At 45.7% G+C, this 22,786-nt stretch carries 10 protein-coding genes, 3 tRNA genes and 6 rRNA genes; 2 read left to right on the top strand and 17 right to left on the bottom strand.

Annotation, left to right across the window (positions count from 1 at the left end; all coding sequences use genetic code 11):
• The first annotated feature begins 151 nt into the window (after nt 1-151).
• A complete protein-coding gene (locus AC3CIA_RS01580) occupies nt 152-1,432 on the top strand; it encodes a cation:proton antiporter (RefSeq protein WP_017078851.1) in 1,281 nt (426 codons plus the stop codon).
• 745 nt (nt 1,433-2,177) lie between these two features.
• Here the strand turns inward: AC3CIA_RS01580 and AC3CIA_RS01575 are convergent.
• From AC3CIA_RS01575 to dusA, 16 genes are all read right to left on the bottom strand, one after another.
• Nucleotides 2,178-2,254 (bottom strand) — tRNA-Trp (locus AC3CIA_RS01575).
• A 60-nt stretch (nt 2,255-2,314) separates the two neighbouring features.
• A tRNA-Asp gene (locus tag AC3CIA_RS01570) sits at nt 2,315-2,391 on the bottom strand.
• A gap of 67 nt (nt 2,392-2,458) precedes the next feature.
• A 5S ribosomal RNA gene (rrf, locus tag AC3CIA_RS01565) occupies nt 2,459-2,574 on the bottom strand.
• A 97-nt stretch (nt 2,575-2,671) separates the two neighbouring features.
• Nucleotides 2,672-5,565, bottom strand: a 23S ribosomal RNA gene (locus AC3CIA_RS01560).
• 336 nt (nt 5,566-5,901) lie between these two features.
• Nucleotides 5,902-5,977 (bottom strand) — tRNA-Glu (locus AC3CIA_RS01555).
• A gap of 66 nt (nt 5,978-6,043) precedes the next feature.
• A 16S ribosomal RNA gene (locus AC3CIA_RS01550) occupies nt 6,044-7,598 on the bottom strand.
• A 410-nt stretch (nt 7,599-8,008) separates the two neighbouring features.
• Nucleotides 8,009-8,124 (bottom strand): 5S ribosomal RNA (rrf, locus tag AC3CIA_RS01545).
• A gap of 97 nt (nt 8,125-8,221) precedes the next feature.
• A 23S ribosomal RNA gene (locus tag AC3CIA_RS01540) occupies nt 8,222-11,115 on the bottom strand.
• A 371-nt stretch (nt 11,116-11,486) separates the two neighbouring features.
• A 16S ribosomal RNA gene (locus AC3CIA_RS01535) occupies nt 11,487-13,041 on the bottom strand.
• The 16S, 23S and 5S rRNA genes sit together here with 3 tRNA genes alongside, the layout of an rRNA operon.
• Before the next feature lie 676 nt (nt 13,042-13,717).
• Nucleotides 13,718-14,494 (bottom strand): phosphoadenylyl-sulfate reductase, encoded by a 777-nt coding sequence (locus tag AC3CIA_RS01530; protein WP_017073463.1) that lies wholly within the window; start codon nt 14,492-14,494, stop codon nt 13,718-13,720.
• Nucleotides 14,487-16,214 carry an assimilatory sulfite reductase (NADPH) hemoprotein subunit gene (gene cysI, locus AC3CIA_RS01525; RefSeq protein WP_171317381.1) on the bottom strand — a complete coding sequence of 576 codons (1,728 nt, stop codon included), beginning with the start codon at nt 16,212-16,214 and terminating at the stop codon, nt 14,487-14,489. Before cysI ends, AC3CIA_RS01530 begins: the two co-directional genes overlap by 8 nt.
• On the bottom strand, nt 16,214-18,079 hold the full coding sequence (locus AC3CIA_RS01520; RefSeq protein WP_054548389.1) for an assimilatory sulfite reductase (NADPH) flavoprotein subunit: 1,866 nt from the start codon (nt 18,077-18,079) through the stop codon (nt 16,214-16,216). Before AC3CIA_RS01520 ends, cysI begins: the two co-directional genes overlap by 1 nt.
• 123 nt (nt 18,080-18,202) lie before the next feature.
• On the bottom strand, nt 18,203-18,433 hold the full coding sequence (locus AC3CIA_RS01515) for a hypothetical protein (RefSeq protein WP_004735813.1): 231 nt from the start codon (nt 18,431-18,433) through the stop codon (nt 18,203-18,205).
• 471 nt (nt 18,434-18,904) lie between these two features.
• Nucleotides 18,905-19,573: a TIGR04219 family outer membrane beta-barrel protein gene (locus tag AC3CIA_RS01510; RefSeq protein WP_488518418.1), complete on the bottom strand. Its 669-nt coding sequence runs from the start codon at nt 19,571-19,573 to the stop codon at nt 18,905-18,907.
• A gap of 135 nt (nt 19,574-19,708) precedes the next feature.
• Entirely contained in the window at nt 19,709-19,930 is a 222-nt protein-coding gene (gene pspG / locus AC3CIA_RS01505) for an envelope stress response protein PspG (protein WP_004735816.1), read from the bottom strand.
• A 262-nt stretch (nt 19,931-20,192) separates the two neighbouring features.
• The gene (gene dusA, locus AC3CIA_RS01500) at nt 20,193-21,194 is read right to left on the bottom strand and encodes a tRNA dihydrouridine(20/20a) synthase DusA (protein ID WP_017080832.1); all 1,002 of its coding nucleotides are present in this window, start codon (nt 21,192-21,194) and stop codon (nt 20,193-20,195) included.
• A 166-nt stretch (nt 21,195-21,360) separates the two neighbouring features.
• Here dusA and AC3CIA_RS01495 point away from each other — a divergent pair, with 166 nt between their 5' ends.
• Nucleotides 21,361-21,669 carry a tyrosine-type recombinase/integrase gene (locus AC3CIA_RS01495; protein WP_488518417.1) on the top strand — a complete coding sequence of 103 codons (309 nt, stop codon included), beginning with the start codon at nt 21,361-21,363 and terminating at the stop codon, nt 21,667-21,669.
• On the opposite strand, the gene AC3CIA_RS01490 is transcribed toward AC3CIA_RS01495, so the two are convergent.
• Nucleotides 21,670-22,635 (bottom strand): hypothetical protein, encoded by a 966-nt coding sequence (locus tag AC3CIA_RS01490; protein WP_488518416.1) that lies wholly within the window; start codon nt 22,633-22,635, stop codon nt 21,670-21,672. It lies immediately after the preceding gene.
• Between the last annotated feature and the right edge of the window lie 151 nt (nt 22,636-22,786).

Raw genomic sequence — 22,786 nt, 5'->3', positions numbered from 1 at the left:
TAATTATCTCTCCATCCTACCACACATTAAAAAGGAGTCTAGACGTCTAAAAGATGAAATTGATTACCAAGTCATGACAAAAAAATGTTTGCTATTTGAGCATGAGACAACGAAAATTCATATTCATACTTTGTTACATGTTGGGATCCCAATGTCGGTCTATTACACCTTATGCTTCTTGTCCGCAGCTGCCATGCTTATTGCTTTCGTGAATACCAAAATTGGTAAAATGCAGACAACCATCGCCATTACAGCTGGCTCGATGATGTTATCTCTATTAATTATCATTGCGGGACAAAACAATTGGTTCCAATTGGCTGACATCGCCTCAGAAACCGTTGCCAGTATCAACTTTGAAGATTTCCTCCTGAAAGGAATACTGGGATTCTTACTCTTTGCAGGTGGTTTGGGGATTAAGTTACCTAATCTAAAAGATCAGAAATGGGAAATAACGGTACTCGCTCTTGGCGCTACACTGTTTTCGACATTCTTTATTGGCTTTGTACTGTATGGATTCTGTCAGTTTATCGGTATTCAATTTGACCTAATTTATTGCTTACTTTTTGGTTCTCTAATCTCTCCAACCGATCCAATTGCTGTATTAGCAATAGTGAAGAAGCTCGATGCTCCCAGACGAATCTCTACTCAAATCGAGGGAGAATCTCTATTCAACGATGGTTTTGGCCTAGTGATCTTCGTGACCCTATTTACCATTGCGTTCGGTACAGAAGCACCGACTGTAGGTAGCGTGACCATGTTATTCGTCCAAGAGGCTATCGGTGGTATCGTCTATGGCTTTGTTCTAGGTTTAATATTCCATTACCTAATCAGCAACACCGATGACCACTCGATGGAGTTGCTATTAACCATAGGTATTCCGACAGCTGGTTATGCCTTTGCTGAAGTCCTACATGTATCAGGACCGTTAGCAATGGTGGTATCAGGTATCATGATTGGTAACTGGACGCGCTTTATTGGATTCTCGAAAGAGAGTGAGGATCACCTAGACCACTTCTGGGAATTGATAGATGAATTCTTAAATGGCGTATTGTTCTTATTGATCGGTATGTCGATGTTGTTATTCAAATTCCACCAAGAAGACTGGATCTTAATGGCGTTCGCAGTACCTCTAGTGCTAAGCGCACGCTACCTAAGTGTTTTCTTGTCTTATATCGGATTCAAACGCTTTAGAACTTACAACCCTTGGTCAATCAAGATCTTAACTTGGGGTGGGTTGCGTGGTGGACTAGCTCTAGCCATGGCACTTTCAATCCCTTCAGGTATCTGGGTGATTGAAGACAAGGCAATAGATGTTAAAGAGATAATCCTCGTCATGACATACGCTGTTGTTGTGTTCTCAATCTTAGTTCAAGGTTCAACAATTACTCCGATGATAGAGAAAGCGAAACAAGCTGAGAAAGAGTTAGATTAACATCTCAAAATATTAAACTAGGCTGCCTAATATAGGTGGCCTTTTTTGTGTCTGATGAAAATCAGATTCACCAATTTCCTAACTGAAGCTCTAGCTGAAAGGTATATGTTACACATCGATCGTATCTCGACATTTGATGAACAATAATTAGAGTAGTCAAAGCTTAATCGGGGAATTTAGATTTGGCCTGAACCAAAGCGAAGACAAAGGATGTTTAATCATGATGCGAGCGACGTGATGAACAGCGATCTTAGCCAAAAATCTTACTGGCAGTGAAGCATACAAAGAACTCGTTCTTCTGCAGAGCTAGCGAGTCTATCCACTAGAAAAGAGTTCCGTTGCATAAGCATTCCTTCCAGAAAAATAATGAGACTCAAGGCCTAACAGCAACAGCTTTAGTCACTACCAGAAACTACGCAGCTAGATGAGTACTGAACAGAAAGCTCTAATGTTCGACTAAGTCTTTAAATACGGCAAGGTTGTACTTAGTAGGTGTTAAGCGATTCGATTAAATAGGGATAGCTAAAGGGAGACTTAATATTTCTAACATTACGTTAAAGGTGACAGGCATAAAAAAGCTCCAGCATTTCTGCCGGGACGCGCAGTCTAGAGCCTTAAATATCGCAGGGGTGGACTGAGCCGGCACTCCGGAGATTAGACCGGGCTGGCGATCCAGCTCCCAACATTGCTCCGTAGAAGCAACAGATGCAAAAAAGCCTCAGCATTTCTGCTGAGGCTTCGTATATGGCAGGGGTGGAGAGATTCGAACTCCCAACACGCGGATTTGGAATCCGCTGCTCTGCCAATTGGAGCTACACCCCTAAAACTTTTTACTACGTCAGATTCGAAAAAACCTCGCACTAGGCGAGGTTATCGAATAAGTGGCGGAGTGGACGGGACTCGAACCCGCGACCCCCGGCGTGACAGGCCGGTATTCTAACCAACTGAACTACCACTCCGCAGTGGTCAACTCACTAAGTGAGCGTCCATATCTCCAGGTCGGTCAACCTAAAGATTTAATTTAAAGCCTGGCGATGTCCTACTCTCACATGGGGAAACCCCACACTACCATCGGCGCTATTGTGTTTCACTTCTGAGTTCGGCATGGAATCAGGTGGGTCCACAATGCTATGGTCGCCAAGCAAATTTTAAAATTCGGAAAGCTTATCTAAAAGTATTTCTCTTCAAACGCATTCAAGGTCTGGTACATCTGAGTCCACAAAACCCCTTGGGTGTTGTATGGTTAAGCCTCACGGGCAATTAGTACAGGTTAGCTCAATGCCTCGCAGCACTTACACACCCTGCCTATCAACGTCGTAGTCTACGACAACCCTTTAGGGCACTTATAGTGCCAGGGAAAACTCATCTCAAGGCTCGCTTCCCGCTTAGATGCTTTCAGCGGTTATCGATTCCGAACTTAGCTACCGGGCAATGCCATTGGCATGACAACCCGAACACCAGAGGTTCGTCCACTCCGGTCCTCTCGTACTAGGAGCAGCCCCTTTCAATTTTCCAACGCCCACGGCAGATAGGGACCGAACTGTCTCACGACGTTCTAAACCCAGCTCGCGTACCACTTTAAATGGCGAACAGCCATACCCTTGGGACCGACTTCAGCCCCAGGATGTGATGAGCCGACATCGAGGTGCCAAACACCGCCGTCGATATGAACTCTTGGGCGGTATCAGCCTGTTATCCCCGGAGTACCTTTTATCCGTTGAGCGATGGCCCTTCCATTCAGAACCACCGGATCACTATGACCTGCTTTCGCACCTGCTCGAATTGTCATTCTCGCAGTCAAGCGGGCTTATGCCATTGCACTAACCACACGATGTCCAACCGTGTTTAGCCCACCTTCGTGCTCCTCCGTTACTCTTTGGGAGGAGACCGCCCCAGTCAAACTACCCACCAGGCACTGTCCGTAATCCCGATTCAGGGACCAACGTTAGAACATCAAAACTACAAGGGTGGTATTTCAAGGACGACTCCATCACATCTAGCGACGCAATTTCATAGTCTCCCACCTATCCTACACATGTAGGTTCAATGTTCAGTGCCAAGCTGTAGTAAAGGTTCACGGGGTCTTTCCGTCTAGCCGCGGGTACACTGCATCTTCACAGCGATTTCAATTTCACTGAGTCTCGGGTGGAGACAGCGTGGCCATCATTACGCCATTCGTGCAGGTCGGAACTTACCCGACAAGGAATTTCGCTACCTTAGGACCGTTATAGTTACGGCCGCCGTTTACCGGGGCTTCGATCAAGAGCTTCGACCGAAGTCTAACCCCATCAATTAACCTTCCGGCACCGGGCAGGCGTCACACCGTATACGTCATCTTACGATTTTGCACAGTGCTGTGTTTTTAATAAACAGTTGCAGCCACCTGGTATCTGCGACTCTCGTCTGCTCCATCCGCAAGGGACTTCACTGATAAGAGCGTACCTTCTCCCGAAGTTACGGTACCATTTTGCCTAGTTCCTTCACCCGAGTTCTCTCAAGCGCCTTGGTATTCTCTACCCGACCACCTGTGTCGGTTTGGGGTACGATTCCTTACAATCTGAAGCTTAGAGGCTTTTCCTGGAAGCATGGCATCAATGACTTCACTACCGTAGTAGCTCGACATCGTATCTCAGCGTTAGTAGTGGTCCGGATTTACCTAAACCACCCGCCTACATACTTGAACCTGGACAACCGTCGCCAGGCCCACCTAGCCTTCTCCGTCCCCCCATCGCAATTGTAAGAAGTACGGGAATATTAACCCGTTTCCCATCGACTACGCCTTTCGGCCTCGCCTTAGGAGTCGACTTACCCTGCCCCGATTAACGTTGGACAGGAACCCTTGGTCTTCCGGCGAGGGAGTTTTTCACTCCCTTTATCGTTACTCATGTCAGCATTCGCACTTCTGATACCTCCAGCAGCCCTTACAGACCACCTTCAACGGCTTACAGAACGCTCCCCTACCCCACATACCCTAAGGTACGTAGCCGCAGCTTCGGTGTATAGCTTAGCCCCGTTACATCTTCCGCGCAGGCCGACTCGACCAGTGAGCTATTACGCTTTCTTTAAATGATGGCTGCTTCTAAGCCAACATCCTGGCTGTCTGAGCCTTCCCACATCGTTTCCCACTTAGCTATACTTTGGGACCTTAGCTGGCGGTCTGGGTTGTTTCCCTCTCCACGACGGACGTTAGCACCCGCCGTGTGTCTCCCGGATAGTACTTACTGGTATTCGGAGTTTGCAAAGGGTTGGTAAGTCGGGATGACCCCCTAGCCTTAACAGTGCTCTACCCCCAGTAGTATTCGTCCGAGGCGCTACCTAAATAGCTTTCGGGGAGAACCAGCTATCTCCAGGTTTGATTGGCCTTTCACCCCTAGCCACAAGTCATCCGCTAATTTTTCAACATTAGTCGGTTCGGTCCTCCAGTTGATGTTACTCAACCTTCAACCTGCCCATGGCTAGATCACCTGGTTTCGGGTCTAATCCTAGCAACTGTACGCCCAGTTAAGACTCGGTTTCCCTACGGCTCCCCTAAACGGTTAACCTTGCTACTAAAATTAAGTCGCTGACCCATTATACAAAAGGTACGCAGTCACACCACGAAGGTGCTCCTACTGCTTGTACGTACACGGTTTCAGGTTCTATTTCACTCCCCTCACAGGGGTTCTTTTCGCCTTTCCCTCACGGTACTGGTTCACTATCGGTCAGTCAGTAGTATTTAGCCTTGGAGGATGGTCCCCCCATATTCAGACAGGATATCACGTGTCCCGCCCTACTCGTTTTCACTGATTATGATGTGTCGGTTACGGGGCTATCACCCTTTATTGCGAGACTTTCCAGACTCTTCACCTGCATCATTAAAAGCTTAAGGGCTAATCCAATTTCGCTCGCCGCTACTTTCGGAATCTCGGTTGATTTCTCTTCCTCGGGGTACTTAGATGTTTCAGTTCCCCCGGTTTGCCTCCTGTTGCTATGTATTCACAACAGGATACTTGCTTATGCAAGTGGGTTTCCCCATTCAGGAATCCCAGACTCAAAAGGTTATTACTACCTAATCTGGGCTTATCGCAAGTTATTACGCCTTTCATCGCCTCTGACTGCCAAGGCATCCACCGTGTACGCTTAGTCACTTAACCATACAACCCGAAAGGGTTTCTATTTGCTTTCACTTTAAAAAGTGAAGACAAATAAGCGTATGGCAACTAACCAAGGTTTTTGGTTGTCATCAAGAAGGGTTAATTCCTGATAACTGTTTGCCGGACTCAATTGTGAATCAAATAAATTTGATTCGAATACAAGACACTTGAATGTGTTTGTTGTGTTTATCTAATGAAAGATAAACATTGAGAACTTTTAAATTTGATTGAATTACTCGTAAGTAATCAATCAGTCAGCTTTCCAAATTGTTAAAGAGCTTGATTCAAACTAATGAACCATTTTTAAATACTCTGATAGAAGAGAATACTTAAAGATGGTATCCCGTAGGGGAGTCGAACCCCTGTTACCGCCGTGAAAGGGCGGTGTCCTAGGCCTCTAGACGAACGGGACACTAGTATCTCTTTTACTTTCTAAACCTAATCAATCTGTGTGGACACTCATCGTGGTATCTTCGTATAAGGAGGTGATCCAGCCCCAGGTTCCCCTAGGGCTACCTTGTTACGACTTCACCCCAGTCATGAACCACAAAGTGGTGAGCGTCCTCCCCGAAAGGTTAAACTACCCACTTCTTTTGCAGCCCACTCCCATGGTGTGACGGGCGGTGTGTACAAGGCCCGGGAACGTATTCACCGTGACATTCTGATTCACGATTACTAGCGATTCCGACTTCATGGAGTCGAGTTGCAGACTCCAATCCGGACTACGACGCACTTTTTGGGATTCGCTCACTATCGCTAGCTTGCTGCCCTCTGTATGCGCCATTGTAGCACGTGTGTAGCCCTACTCGTAAGGGCCATGATGACTTGACGTCGTCCCCACCTTCCTCCGGTTTATCACCGGCAGTCTCCCTGGAGTTCCCGACATTACTCGCTGGCAAACAAGGATAAGGGTTGCGCTCGTTGCGGGACTTAACCCAACATTTCACAACACGAGCTGACGACAGCCATGCAGCACCTGTCTCAGAGCTCCCGAAGGCACACCTGCGTCTCCGCTGGCTTCTCTGGATGTCAAGAGTAGGTAAGGTTCTTCGCGTTGCATCGAATTAAACCACATGCTCCACCGCTTGTGCGGGCCCCCGTCAATTCATTTGAGTTTTAATCTTGCGACCGTACTCCCCAGGCGGTCTACTTAACGCGTTAGCTCCGAAAGCCACGGCTCAAGGCCACAACCTCCAAGTAGACATCGTTTACGGCGTGGACTACCAGGGTATCTAATCCTGTTTGCTCCCCACGCTTTCGCATCTGAGTGTCAGTGTCTGTCCAGGGGGCCGCCTTCGCCACTGGTATTCCTTCAGATCTCTACGCATTTCACCGCTACACCTGAAATTCTACCCCCCTCTACAGCACTCTAGTTCACCAGTTTCAAATGCAGTTCCGAGGTTGAGCCCCGGGCTTTCACATCTGACTTAATGAACCACCTGCATGCGCTTTACGCCCAGTAATTCCGATTAACGCTCGCACCCTCCGTATTACCGCGGCTGCTGGCACGGAGTTAGCCGGTGCTTCTTCTGTTGCTAACGTCAAGATGTGCAGCTATTAACTACACACCCTTCCTCACAACTGAAAGTACTTTACAACCCGAAGGCCTTCTTCATACACGCGGCATGGCTGCATCAGGCTTTCGCCCATTGTGCAATATTCCCCACTGCTGCCTCCCGTAGGAGTCTGGACCGTGTCTCAGTTCCAGTGTGGCTGATCATCCTCTCAGACCAGCTAGGGATCGTCGCCTTGGTGAGCCATTACCTCACCAACTAGCTAATCCCACCTAGGCATATCTTGACGCGAGAGGCCCGAAGGTCCCCCTCTTTGGCCCGTAGGCATTATGCGGTATTAGCCATCGTTTCCAATGGTTATCCCCCACATCAAGGCAATTTCCTAGGCATTACTCACCCGTCCGCCGCTCGACGCCCATTAACGCACCCGAAGGATTGTTAGTGTCGTTTCCGCTCGACTTGCATGTGTTAGGCCTGCCGCCAGCGTTCAATCTGAGCCATGATCAAACTCTTCAATTTAAGATTTTGTGACTCAACGAATACTGACTTCAAAACTAATATTCATGTAAACATGAACATGTAATTCTAAAGCTATTACCATTCCAACAGAATGGTAATGAATTGACTGTGCCAAATAACCGAAGTTATTCGTATTGGTCACTCAGTTCATTGAAATCAAGTTTGTTACCGAAGTAACTGTTTTATCCAAAGGATAAAACGTTTTGATATTCATCAACGAGTGCCCACACAGATTGATAGGTTTAAATTGTTAAAGAGCGTGTTCTCTAAAAAGAGAACGCTTTCAGTGCCTTAGCACTTAAGCAGGACGCGTATAATACGCTTTCCACTTTGAAAGTCAACATAAAATACTAAGAAAACTTAGAACTCTATGGTGACTTGTCTAGAAACTAGACAAAGTCGAAATTAAAGCCTGGCGATGTCCTACTCTCACATGGGGAAACCCCACACTACCATCGGCGCTATTGTGTTTCACTTCTGAGTTCGGCATGGAATCAGGTGGGTCCACAATGCTATGGTCGCCAAGCAAATTTTAAAATTCGGAAAGCTTATCTAAAAGTATTTCTCTTCAAACGCATTCAAGGTCTGGTACATCTGAGTCCACAAAACCCCTTGGGTGTTGTATGGTTAAGCCTCACGGGCAATTAGTACAGGTTAGCTCAATGCCTCGCAGCACTTACACACCCTGCCTATCAACGTCGTAGTCTACGACAACCCTTTAGGGCACTTATAGTGCCAGGGAAAACTCATCTCAAGGCTCGCTTCCCGCTTAGATGCTTTCAGCGGTTATCGATTCCGAACTTAGCTACCGGGCAATGCCATTGGCATGACAACCCGAACACCAGAGGTTCGTCCACTCCGGTCCTCTCGTACTAGGAGCAGCCCCTTTCAATTTTCCAACGCCCACGGCAGATAGGGACCGAACTGTCTCACGACGTTCTAAACCCAGCTCGCGTACCACTTTAAATGGCGAACAGCCATACCCTTGGGACCGACTTCAGCCCCAGGATGTGATGAGCCGACATCGAGGTGCCAAACACCGCCGTCGATATGAACTCTTGGGCGGTATCAGCCTGTTATCCCCGGAGTACCTTTTATCCGTTGAGCGATGGCCCTTCCATTCAGAACCACCGGATCACTATGACCTGCTTTCGCACCTGCTCGAATTGTCATTCTCGCAGTCAAGCGGGCTTATGCCATTGCACTAACCACACGATGTCCAACCGTGTTTAGCCCACCTTCGTGCTCCTCCGTTACTCTTTGGGAGGAGACCGCCCCAGTCAAACTACCCACCAGGCACTGTCCGTAATCCCGATTCAGGGACCAACGTTAGAACATCAAAACTACAAGGGTGGTATTTCAAGGACGACTCCATCACATCTAGCGACGCAATTTCATAGTCTCCCACCTATCCTACACATGTAGGTTCAATGTTCAGTGCCAAGCTGTAGTAAAGGTTCACGGGGTCTTTCCGTCTAGCCGCGGGTACACTGCATCTTCACAGCGATTTCAATTTCACTGAGTCTCGGGTGGAGACAGCGTGGCCATCATTACGCCATTCGTGCAGGTCGGAACTTACCCGACAAGGAATTTCGCTACCTTAGGACCGTTATAGTTACGGCCGCCGTTTACCGGGGCTTCGATCAAGAGCTTCGACCGAAGTCTAACCCCATCAATTAACCTTCCGGCACCGGGCAGGCGTCACACCGTATACGTCATCTTACGATTTTGCACAGTGCTGTGTTTTTAATAAACAGTTGCAGCCACCTGGTATCTGCGACTCTCGTCTGCTCCATCCGCAAGGGACTTCACTGATAAGAGCGTACCTTCTCCCGAAGTTACGGTACCATTTTGCCTAGTTCCTTCACCCGAGTTCTCTCAAGCGCCTTGGTATTCTCTACCCGACCACCTGTGTCGGTTTGGGGTACGATTCCTTACAATCTGAAGCTTAGAGGCTTTTCCTGGAAGCATGGCATCAATGACTTCACTACCGTAGTAGCTCGACATCGTATCTCAGCGTTAGTAGTGGTCCGGATTTACCTAAACCACCCGCCTACATACTTGAACCTGGACAACCGTCGCCAGGCCCACCTAGCCTTCTCCGTCCCCCCATCGCAATTGTAAGAAGTACGGGAATATTAACCCGTTTCCCATCGACTACGCCTTTCGGCCTCGCCTTAGGAGTCGACTTACCCTGCCCCGATTAACGTTGGACAGGAACCCTTGGTCTTCCGGCGAGGGAGTTTTTCACTCCCTTTATCGTTACTCATGTCAGCATTCGCACTTCTGATACCTCCAGCAGCCCTTACAGACCACCTTCAACGGCTTACAGAACGCTCCCCTACCCCACATACCCTAAGGTACGTAGCCGCAGCTTCGGTGTATAGCTTAGCCCCGTTACATCTTCCGCGCAGGCCGACTCGACCAGTGAGCTATTACGCTTTCTTTAAATGATGGCTGCTTCTAAGCCAACATCCTGGCTGTCTGAGCCTTCCCACATCGTTTCCCACTTAGCTATACTTTGGGACCTTAGCTGGCGGTCTGGGTTGTTTCCCTCTCCACGACGGACGTTAGCACCCGCCGTGTGTCTCCCGGATAGTACTTACTGGTATTCGGAGTTTGCAAAGGGTTGGTAAGTCGGGATGACCCCCTAGCCTTAACAGTGCTCTACCCCCAGTAGTATTCGTCCGAGGCGCTACCTAAATAGCTTTCGGGGAGAACCAGCTATCTCCAGGTTTGATTGGCCTTTCACCCCTAGCCACAAGTCATCCGCTAATTTTTCAACATTAGTCGGTTCGGTCCTCCAGTTGATGTTACTCAACCTTCAACCTGCCCATGGCTAGATCACCTGGTTTCGGGTCTAATCCTAGCAACTGTACGCCCAGTTAAGACTCGGTTTCCCTACGGCTCCCCTAAACGGTTAACCTTGCTACTAAAATTAAGTCGCTGACCCATTATACAAAAGGTACGCAGTCACACCACGAAGGTGCTCCTACTGCTTGTACGTACACGGTTTCAGGTTCTATTTCACTCCCCTCACAGGGGTTCTTTTCGCCTTTCCCTCACGGTACTGGTTCACTATCGGTCAGTCAGTAGTATTTAGCCTTGGAGGATGGTCCCCCCATATTCAGACAGGATATCACGTGTCCCGCCCTACTCGTTTTCACTGATTATGATGTGTCGGTTACGGGGCTATCACCCTTTATTGCGAGACTTTCCAGACTCTTCACCTGCATCATTAAAAGCTTAAGGGCTAATCCAATTTCGCTCGCCGCTACTTTCGGAATCTCGGTTGATTTCTCTTCCTCGGGGTACTTAGATGTTTCAGTTCCCCCGGTTTGCCTCCTGTTGCTATGTATTCACAACAGGATACTTGCTTATGCAAGTGGGTTTCCCCATTCAGGAATCCCAGACTCAAAAGGTTATTACTACCTAATCTGGGCTTATCGCAAGTTATTACGCCTTTCATCGCCTCTGACTGCCAAGGCATCCACCGTGTACGCTTAGTCACTTAACCATACAACCCGAAAGGGTCTTAGCGTATGGCAACTAACCAAGGTTTTTGGTTGTCATCAAGAAGGGTTAATTCTTGATGACTGTTTGCCGGACTCAATTGTGAATCAAACTAAAGTTTGATTCGAATACAAGACACTTGAATGTGTTTGTTGTGTTTATACCGTTCTTATTGAATAAGAGCAGATAAACATTGAGAACTTTTAAATTTGATTTGAATTACTCGTAAGTAATCAAATCAGTCAGCTTTCCAAATTGTTAAAGAGCATAAAGCAAAAAGCTTTAATCAATAACTTACGTTATTAATTAAAGCTCTGGCTTTAACTAAATCTAAACCATCAATCTGTGTGGACACTCATCGTAAGTATCTTCGTATAAGGAGGTGATCCAGCCCCAGGTTCCCCTAGGGCTACCTTGTTACGACTTCACCCCAGTCATGAACCACAAAGTGGTGAGCGTCCTCCCCGAAAGGTTAAACTACCCACTTCTTTTGCAGCCCACTCCCATGGTGTGACGGGCGGTGTGTACAAGGCCCGGGAACGTATTCACCGTGACATTCTGATTCACGATTACTAGCGATTCCGACTTCATGGAGTCGAGTTGCAGACTCCAATCCGGACTACGACGCACTTTTTGGGATTCGCTCACTATCGCTAGCTTGCTGCCCTCTGTATGCGCCATTGTAGCACGTGTGTAGCCCTACTCGTAAGGGCCATGATGACTTGACGTCGTCCCCACCTTCCTCCGGTTTATCACCGGCAGTCTCCCTGGAGTTCCCGACATTACTCGCTGGCAAACAAGGATAAGGGTTGCGCTCGTTGCGGGACTTAACCCAACATTTCACAACACGAGCTGACGACAGCCATGCAGCACCTGTCTCAGAGCTCCCGAAGGCACACCTGCGTCTCCGCTGGCTTCTCTGGATGTCAAGAGTAGGTAAGGTTCTTCGCGTTGCATCGAATTAAACCACATGCTCCACCGCTTGTGCGGGCCCCCGTCAATTCATTTGAGTTTTAATCTTGCGACCGTACTCCCCAGGCGGTCTACTTAACGCGTTAGCTCCGAAAGCCACGGCTCAAGGCCACAACCTCCAAGTAGACATCGTTTACGGCGTGGACTACCAGGGTATCTAATCCTGTTTGCTCCCCACGCTTTCGCATCTGAGTGTCAGTGTCTGTCCAGGGGGCCGCCTTCGCCACTGGTATTCCTTCAGATCTCTACGCATTTCACCGCTACACCTGAAATTCTACCCCCCTCTACAGCACTCTAGTTCACCAGTTTCAAATGCAGTTCCGAGGTTGAGCCCCGGGCTTTCACATCTGACTTAATGAACCACCTGCATGCGCTTTACGCCCAGTAATTCCGATTAACGCTCGCACCCTCCGTATTACCGCGGCTGCTGGCACGGAGTTAGCCGGTGCTTCTTCTGTTGCTAACGTCAAGATGTGCAGCTATTAACTACACACCCTTCCTCACAACTGAAAGTACTTTACAACCCGAAGGCCTTCTTCATACACGCGGCATGGCTGCATCAGGCTTTCGCCCATTGTGCAATATTCCCCACTGCTGCCTCCCGTAGGAGTCTGGACCGTGTCTCAGTTCCAGTGTGGCTGATCATCCTCTCAGACCAGCTAGGGATCGTCGCCTTGGTGAGCCATTACCTCACCAACTAGCTAATCCCACCTAGGCATATCTTGACGCGAGAGGCCCGAAGGTCCCCCTCTTTGGCCCGTAGGCATTATGCGGTATTAGCCATCGTTTCCAATGGTTATCCCCCACATCAAGGCAATTTCCTAGGCATTACTCACCCGTCCGCCGCTCGACGCCCATTAACTCACCCGAAGGATTGTTAGTGTCGTTTCCGCTCGACTTGCATGTGTTAGGCCTGCCGCCAGCGTTCAATCTGAGCCATGATCAAACTCTTCAATTTAAGATTTTGTCGGCTCAATGAATACTGACTTCAAAACTACAAAAAGTAATTCTAAAGCTATTATCTTTCCAACAGAAAGATAATGAATTGACTGTGCCAAATACTTTCTTTCTACAAGAGAAAGTAGTTATTCGTATTGGTCACTCAGTTCATTGAAACCAAAGTTGATTCCGAGGAATCTGTTTTACTTCTCTTAATAAAAAGGGAAGATAAAACGTTTTGATATTCATCAACGAGTGCCCACACAGATTGATAGGTTTAAATTGTTAAAGAGCTTCTCTTCGTTGTGACTTACATCACTTCGGAAGAGGCGGCCATTCTAGCGTTTTAATTCTCAGTGTCAAACACTTTTGAAAATTAATTTCTACTTTTAAAAAGTAGAAGCGAATAATCGCTTAAAGCTAGTTGCCTTACTAACATTCTTCGCTGAAGCCTTGTGGCGTCTACCGTGTCAGTGAGGCGGCATTATAGAGATGTTCCTCACATTGGCAAGTGTTTATTACCGAAAAATGTAAAAATAACGGTTAGGTGACAAATAAACACTCAAAGCCTTATTTATGCAAGTTTAACTACAAAGTACTTACAGAATAACCACAGACTTATCCACAATTGCTCTAATTTTCATCCTAGAAACTAAAAAAGCTGCCTTGAGGCAGCTTTTTAAATGGCAATGAGTCTAAATCCCAGAGCCATATTGCTCTCCATCGTCTTCATGGAGACCACATTCTCGTTTTAGACCATTAAAACGGGTTTCTTCTTCAGTCATACCCGGTTCCCATTTCTTAGTCGTATGAGTATCTCCAACAGAAAGGTACCCCTGTTCGCGAAGTGGGTGGTAACTGAGACCATGCTCTTCTAAGTAATAATGAACATCTTTATTTGTCCAATCAATTACTGGCAAGAACTTAAACACACCATTTTGGATAGATAAGATAGGCAAGTTTGCACGCGATTGAGATTGCTCTCTTCTCAACCCAGAAAACCAAGTGCCAGCCTCGAGTTCATCCAGCGCTCTTCTCATCGGTTCAACTTTATTAAGCTTGTTGTACTTCTCTATCCCTTCTATACCTTGCTCCCAAAGTTTGCCATATTGCGCTTCTTGCCAATTAGGGCTCTGCTGAGAACGAAAAACTTGAAGGTTTAGAGTCAACTTCTGACTTAACTCATCGATAAATTGATACGTTTCCGGGAATAGATACCCAGTGTCCGTAAGAATAACCGGAATATCTGGTTTTGCTTGAGTCACTAAGTGCAGCATCAACGCCGCTTGGATTCCGAAACTAGAAGACACAACATGTGTCCCTTCTAAATGTTCGAGTGCCCACTTAACTCTTTCTAATGCGGTTAGCTGCTCTAACTCAGCATTGATTTGTCCAAGACGAAGTATTTGCTCCGTCTTAGTCAATGCGAGTAGCTCTGCTAACTTCAGTTTTGAAGCGACAGAATTATGCATGCAGATCCCTCTTTGAAATGATCACCTCTTCGATGATGCCAGCTCGGATTGTAAAATCACCGAACCCTTCATTGTCGTTACGTTCCGTAGCCCAACGTCCCACCAGCGAATCAATCTCTTCTAAGATCTGAGCTGAAGTGATGTTCTCTTTATACATCTTCGGGATACGAGTTCCGGCTTTGTTGCCACCTAAGTGCATGTTGTAACGCCCCGGAGCCTTACCGACTAACCCCAGTTCAGCCAACATTGCACGACCACAACCGTTTGGACAACCCGTGATACGAAGGATGATGTTATCTTCTTCTGGTAATCCATGTTTCTTCAGAATGTCTTCAACATCCGTTACAAACTCAGGAAGAAAACGCTCAGCTTCTGCCATTGCTAAAGGACATGTTGGGAATGCCACACAAGCCATTGAGTTTTTACGCTGCTCGGAAACGGCATCATCCATCAGACCGTATTGACGTGCCAGCTTTTCAATTTTTGTCTTTTGGCTCTTAGGTACACCAGCAACAATGAGGTTTTGGTTCGCTGTCATACGGAAGTCACCTTTGTGGATCTTCGCTATTTCAGCAACACCTGTTTTCAGAGCTTTACCCGGGAAATCAAGCAAACGACCATTTTCGATGAATAACGCTAAGTGGTGCTTACCATCAATGCCTTCCGCCCAACCAATACGATCGCCACGGCCAGTAAACTCATAAGGACGGCTTTCAGAAAACTCAACGCCTGCACGTTTTTCTACTTCTGCTTTAAATACATCAATACCAACACGGTCTAGTGTGTATTTGGTTTTTGCGTTCTTACGGTTCGAACGGTTACCCCAATCACGCTGAGTCGTTACCACCGCCGCTGCTACATCTAACGTTTTATCTAATGCCACAAAACCAAAATCGTCAGCTTTACGTGCATAAGTAGAAGTATCGCCATGCGTCATTGCAAGACCACCGCCCACTAATACGTTAAAGCCCACCAGCTTTCCGTCTTTAGCAATCGCGATGAAGTTAAGATCGTTAGCATGAACATCTACGTCATTTTGCGGAGGAATTACAACCGTCGTCTTGAACTTACGTGGTAAGTAGTTGCTACCTAAGATAGGTTCTTCGTCCGTTGTTGCTAGCTTTTCACCATCTAACCAGATTTCTGCATAAGCACGAGTCTTAGGTAATAGATGTTCACTGATCTTTTTCGCCCACTCATAAGCTTCTTGATGGAGCTCAGACTCAACCGGGTTTGTGGTACACAAAACATTTCGGTTTACGTCACCCGCCGTCGCAATGGAATCAATACCAATACTGTTTAGTGTTTGGTGCATTAACTTAATGTTCGGCTTCAACACGCCATGGAACTGGAAAGTTTGACGAGTTGTGAGACGGATAGAACCATAAGAGGTACTTTCATCTGCGAATTTATCAATCGCGAGCCACTGCTTCGGAGTGATGATCCCGCCAGGCATACGCGCACGCAGCATGACGTTATGTAAAGGTTCTAGCTTTTGCTTGGTACGTTCATTACGAATATCACGGTCGTCTTGTTGATACATACCGTGGAAACGAATCAACTGAAAGTTATCAGCAGTAAAACCACCCGTAATTCTATCTTGGAGATCTTGTTCAATCGTACCGCGAAGATTTTTACTTTCACGCTTAAGACGTTCGTTATCAGCCAAAGGTCCCAGTACTTGACCTAGCACTTCTTGCTCTATTACTTGCTTGCTCATTAGTACACATCCCTTTGGTAACGTTTCGCTTTACGTAAATCATTAATATATTGTTCAGCTTGCTCGCGGCTCTGATTGCCATGTTTTTCCGCAATTGTAACTAACGCTTCATGAACATCTTTCGCCATTCGAGTCGCATCGCCACATACATAGAGGTACGCGCCCTCTTGAAGCCATTGCCAAACCTGAGCTGCTTGTTCAATTAAGCGGTCTTGAACATAAACCTTTTCTTTTTGGTCACGACTAAAGGCAACATCAAGCTTGGTTAGCGCACCAGACTTAAGGTACTTCTGCCATTCAACTTGATATAAGAAATCTTGAGTGAAAGTTCGGTCACCAAAGAAGAGCCAGCTTTTGCCTTCAGCATCATTGTTTTCACGCTCTTGAACAAAACTGCGGAACGGTGCGATACCGGTACCCGGCCCAACCATGATGATTGGTGTATTGTCGTCTTGTGGTAGTTTGAAGTTATTGTTGTTCTCAACAAACACCTTCACTTCACCACCTTCTTCCAAGCGCTGAGCTAAGAAGCTAGAAGCTCCGCCTAAACGAGATTCATCGCCTTTTTGGTATTCAACCAAACCAACCGTCAAGTGAACTTCTTCATCCACTTCAGCTTGGCTTGATGCAATAGAGTAGAGACGCGGTGTCAGCTTACGTAGTAGACCAATCAATTCATCAGCCGATAGCTTAGTTTTCTTCTCAGCTAAAACATCGACAACTTGAGTATTACCCGCGTATTCACGAAGCTTGTCTTTATCTTCCACCAGCTTAATTAACTTCTTGCTGCCCGAAAGCTCAGCAAACTTAGTCACTAGTTGAGGATTTGAAGATGTAATTTCGAATTTACTGACGAGTGCGCTGTGGATAGATAAGTTATCACCATCGACATCAACACTTTCGATACCAGACAACCCAACCTTAGAAAGGATCTGATTTGCGAGTTCTGAACTGTTTTCAAACCATACACCTAGCGCATCACCCGGTTGGTAAGTAATACCCGACTCATCAAGATCAATCTCGATATGACGAACATCTTTGCCCGAGTCGCGACCGGTGATCTTTTGGCTCGTCAATAGTGTCGCGGTGTATGGATTTTGTTTAGTGTATTGCGAATGACCGGCAGCCGCTTGACCTACTGGTAATTGAACCACATCGGCTTCAGTGCCTGTCGATAGCGTCTCTTTTACTTGCTCTAATGCTTTAGCGCGCCATTCCGTTGCTGATTCTTCGTAATCAACATCACAATCAAGACGGTCGACAAACGATTTAGCACCAAGCTTAGCGAGGAAGCTATCGAAGTCTTTAGCCGTTTGGCAGAAGAACTCATAGCTTGAGTCACCTAAACCAATCACACCATATTGTAGGTTTGATAATTTTGGCGCTTTCTTCGATTGTAGGAATTCATGCAACTCAATAGCGTTATCAGGGGCTTCGCCCTCACCATTGGTTGAAGCCACAAAAATGACGTGTGTCTCTTTGGCTAGGTTCTTACCTTTATAATCACTGGCATCGAAAAGCTCGACCGCAATACCCAAGGCTTTAGCTTCTGCCTCAAGCGATTCAGCGACACCTTTAGCATTACCTGTTTGAGATGCGAAGATAATGCTGAGCTTACCCGCTGGTTTAGCCGCTACTGCAGCGGCCGCTTGAGCGATTGGCGCAGCTGCACCGACAGGCTGAGCTTGGCTAACTCCCCAAAGGTAACCACTGACCCATGCCAGTTGTTGTGAAGATAACTCAGAAACAGTGTGTTGAAGATGACCCAATTGTTGGTCATTAAGTGGTGCTGCTAGCCCAGGTAACTCATTAGCCCCAGACTGTGCATTATTATTTTGTGAAGACTCTTTCTTATTTAAAGACATGGTCACGACATCCCTAATCATTGCGTGACGATAGATTAACCACTCCTTTTAATAACAAGAAAGAATAGAAAAGTATGTTTTATAACTTTTTGGAAGTAAAAACCGATTGAAACCTAAATTGACTTACTGGTTTTCAATACGCACTTGCTGAAAGCCAACCGCCATTGCCGATTTAGATGCTAAGTCTAAATCCGCGTAATGGCACTCTTCACCATGAACATCAGTAAGCAGAACAAAGCCACCTCCCATATGGCGAAACTCCACAACCCAAGACCCTTCTTGAATTGAGGGCTCTATGATCGCTTCAACTAACAGATTTTCTCTATATAAATTTCGTAATTCATTGAGTGTCATATTCCATCCCTTGCTTTGACCTCACAACATAGACCTTATAAGAATAGACGCTAATTAGCTCTCTGTATAAAGGATGGTCGAAAGTGATGAATGTGCTAACTAATTCCAGAAAGATATATACCCAAGTAACCTCAAGATGCTTGGTTCAGCGAGAATGACTTGGTTTGTAGACGCGGCGACGATTTAAAGGTCTAGTGGGCCTAAATCAAGAATCGACAACAAAGTATACAAGCCAAGACAACTCGCCCTTTGGGAGCGTGTCATTGAACCGATTGCTGCGTCAAACAACTTGGAAAGAGCCAGCTATCACGCTGCGTCGTTTTCCTTACTTACTTTCGGTAATTAGGGGCTCAATGACAACGCTCTGAATCCAGCATCTTGAAGCCACTTGGGTATAACCAATAGATATAAAAAAACGCCACTTAATAAAGTGGCGTTCTCAAAATTCGTTCTAAATTTGCTTTCTATGGCCTAGAAGCGCACTTCAGCGCCAGCAAACCAGCCATCAACCATGACAAACTCTTTGCCAACCTCTGAAGAGAAGAACTCTTCCGAATCAAGGTCGATCACGCGGTAACCACCACGCAGTGCTATCTCAGTTTCTGCTACAGGAATTCGGTACTGAACACCTGCCATCAAATCCGTGCTCTTAATACCACTGCTATCACCGAACTCCATCGTACCGATGATATCGAAATTGGTCTCAGGAACGTTGATCTCTGCGTTGCCGTAGAAGCTCCAAGTGAACTCATCAAAGCTTGTTTGAGCGCCACCCGCTTTCGGTTCGATGTAATTCGAGTTTGAATACTGAGTAAACGTCACACCCGCATCGAAGTTCATCAGCTTATGATCTAACAGCGTGTAATAGAAGGTGTAGTCGTACTTATCGAAAGCCAATGAATCTGCATCAACAGAAGTAAAGCGAAAGCTAGCGTTTGGTAGCATCGGGGCATTATGCTCAAATGCGAGATACAACGAAGGTGAGTTAGAATCATCATCTTGTCTAACTTCGTTTAGCTTTGTACTTCCCCACCACATATCGGCACCGACTTTAGCCGTGTAAGAAAACTCTTCTTCAGCAGACACTGCCGAGCTTAAAGATAGCATTCCCACTAAAGCAATTAATGGCATTTTATTCATTTGAGATAGCTCCAATTCCATATCGTTGTGCTAATTGTATGCACATTCATAGATTATTGGGGAAAATTCTATCACACATCTTAAATTCTAAAACGATAAACCGCTGACGATCAAAGATTTGACGACACCATGACCTTAGTAACGTCTTTGGTTAGAACTGTGTACAAAGTTTTTGAAAAACCAGATACCCAATGCAATCACAATTAACCAAGGCAGCAACTTAAACACAACCCCCATCATACCCAAGACCAACATGACGACTAACGCGATTCCGGTTGCAGCCAATACCGTCATAAACGTGATACCAGTGACAAGTAGAGTTGCGACGAAAATAAGAACAAAGATTAATTCAAACATAATGGTCTCCCTAATGAGTTAATGACCTATCTTTCCTACTTTCTAACATTGCAGCTTCCATACCAAGTTAGTAAAACCAATAAAACCCTTACTTATCAGATAAATAAAAAGCCACACATCTAAATGCGTGGCTTTTAAAGAAACTATCAATGGCAAATTTAGCCTCTAGTGGCGAATTTAACCTTAGGTTTTTAAGCTTAGGTTTATAAGCTTGTTTTTTTAGCTTGGGCTTTTAAGCTCGAACTTTTAACCTAGAGGGAGGTTATACGTTTAGCTCTTTAGGGATTTTAGCCAATGCTGTCTGCATCACTTCGATACCTGCACCTTTCTTATGTGCGTTTTCACTGATGTAGCGACGCCATTGCCTTGCGCCCGGCATGCTTTGGAACAAACCAAGCATATGACGAGAGATGTGTCCTAAGCTTGCACCATTTGAAAGCTCACGCTCAATGTACGGGTACATTTCTTCAACCACTTGTGAGCGCTTCTTGATTGGCGTGTCTAAACCAAAGATCTGCTGATCGACTTCAGCCAAGATAAACGGGCTATGGTAAGCCTCTCGACCGATCATCACACCATCAAGGTGTTGCAAGTGCTCTTTAGTTTGCTCAAGAGTAGTAACGCCACCATTCACGGCAATCACGAGATCAGAGAAGTCTTTCTTGATTTGGTATGCACGATCGTAATCTAGCGGTGGAATCTCACGGTTCTCTTTCGGGCTAAGGCCACTCAACCATGCTTTACGAGCATGAATAGTAAATTGCTCACAGCCGCCTTTTTCAGAAACCGTCGAAACAAACTTAGTTAAGAACTCATAAGAGTCTTGGTCGTCGATACCAATACGCGTTTTCACGGTAATTGGAATATCAGTGACTTCTTTCATCGCCGACACACAATCTGCCACCAGCTCAGGCTCAGCCATTAGGCAAGCACCAAAGCGACCATTCTGAACTCGGTCAGAAGGGCAACCGACATTAAGGTTGATTTCATCATAACCACGCTCACCAGCAAGCTTGGCACAAGCAGCTAGATCAACCGGGTTTGAACCGCCGAGTTGAAGTGCAAGAGGATGTTCTTGCTCGTTATATTCTAGAAAGTCGCCCTTACCATGTAAGATCGCACCTGTTGTTATCATTTCCGTGTACAGAAGCGTCTGCTGAGAAAGCAAACGGTGAAAGTAACGACAGTGGCGGTCAGTCCAATCGAGCATTGGAGCAACGGATAAGCGGTTAGCCGCGTATTTACTGGTATTGTCAGGTTTCATAAAGCGTTACTCAAAATCTATACACTGCATATATATACAGAAACTCGCCAGTTCAGCCGCAAGCTCATCCACTCAGTACGCTTATAGTACGTATTGATGAAGTGAAACGAAGGCATCATTTAGCATTAAAAAAGGAACACTTCAAAGCGGTGAATCACGCTTCACAGTGGACATTGTAGTCAAAAATAATTGGGCGATTATACACAGGGAATCGAAAACATTCAGGAACAAAGACGAACTTATTTTCCCGTACAACTCACGAAGCGTTAGCGCAGGCTTTCAGCGAGTAAGGAACGAATTAGGTATTGAGGATTTGAGATATCACGACTTGAGAAGAGAAGGTGCTAGTCGTCTGTTTGAAAAAGGCTACTCCATTGAAGAAGTAGCCCAAGTAACAGGTCATCGGAACTTGAACATTTTATGGCAGGTTTATACGCAGCTATTTCCACATAAACTGCACAACAAGGCTCAGTAATTAGGCTTTCAATTTATATATATCGTCAAGTAGTTGTTGTTCTTCTTCACTTATGGGCAATTTAGGTGCATACACATATCCCAATTCTGAAAGTGTATCGTCCAACTTACTATCTTTCTTGCTGAAGAGGTTATCGAGCACGGCTTTAACTACATGGTCGTGCTTAACTAGTTCATCCATATACTCAGGCCTGTTCAAATCTTTTGCATGCGCTAATGCTCTGAATTTAGGGTTATCTAAGTAATGATCTCTCAAGCTTTCTGTTTCGTGGATATCCAAGTCTGCAATCAAGTCTAAAATACCATTAAAGTTATTAGTCTTATTTCTTAGTGCAATATAATGTGATTCAAAACTATCTGCACTTTTTTGACTATCTTCTAACTTGGTCTTTAAAGATTTAAGTTCTTCGTCTTGATTTTGTTGGATTTCATTCGAAGAATCGAATAGAGATTGCAGATTGCTAGTTGCAACTTCTGCGTCTTGCCTTAGTTGTGTTTGGTGTGCAATTTCGTCATTAAGTGTGACTATTTTTCCATTTAGAATATTACGTTGCTCTTCCCACTGATCTAAATTTCGACCTAACTTTTCTTTTTGATATTCCAAACTGCATTCAGCTTGTGCTCTTGCAGCCCCTCCAAGACTTTCATACTTGCTTTTATCTCGACTGTGTTTTGCTGTTATACGTTTATCATCAATAAAACCATGCTTTAACTGATCAACTTGGTGTTGTAGCCAAGGTAACCCGAAAGTATATAAAGCCGCCATAACTGCAGGAGTGAATAAATCAGACCAAAAATGAAACTCTAGTGATTTAACAAACGTTATCTTTTCTTTGCTTTCACTAAAAAAAAACTCTATGACATAGACATGATTCCAAGCCAACCAAGCTAATATGAATGCCCCTAAAATAGGGGTGTTAAGTCTATTTGCTGCTGCTTGTGATAAAGCTGAAATCAGGTCTTTCATTCTGTCATCCCTCAATATTTAACTAGGCACATATTACTACAGTGCATCTCAAAACAGTACGCATACACCATTAATATAAATAAGCATGAAATTCTCGGTTAAGGGATTGGATATAACTTAAGAAGTCATAACAACATTCCTAAATCAAAAA

The organism is Vibrio sp. QJM3NY_27, assembly GCF_057785955.1.
Note: the sequence above shows the minus strand (reverse complement) of the source record. Positions and strands in the feature narration are given on the sequence as shown.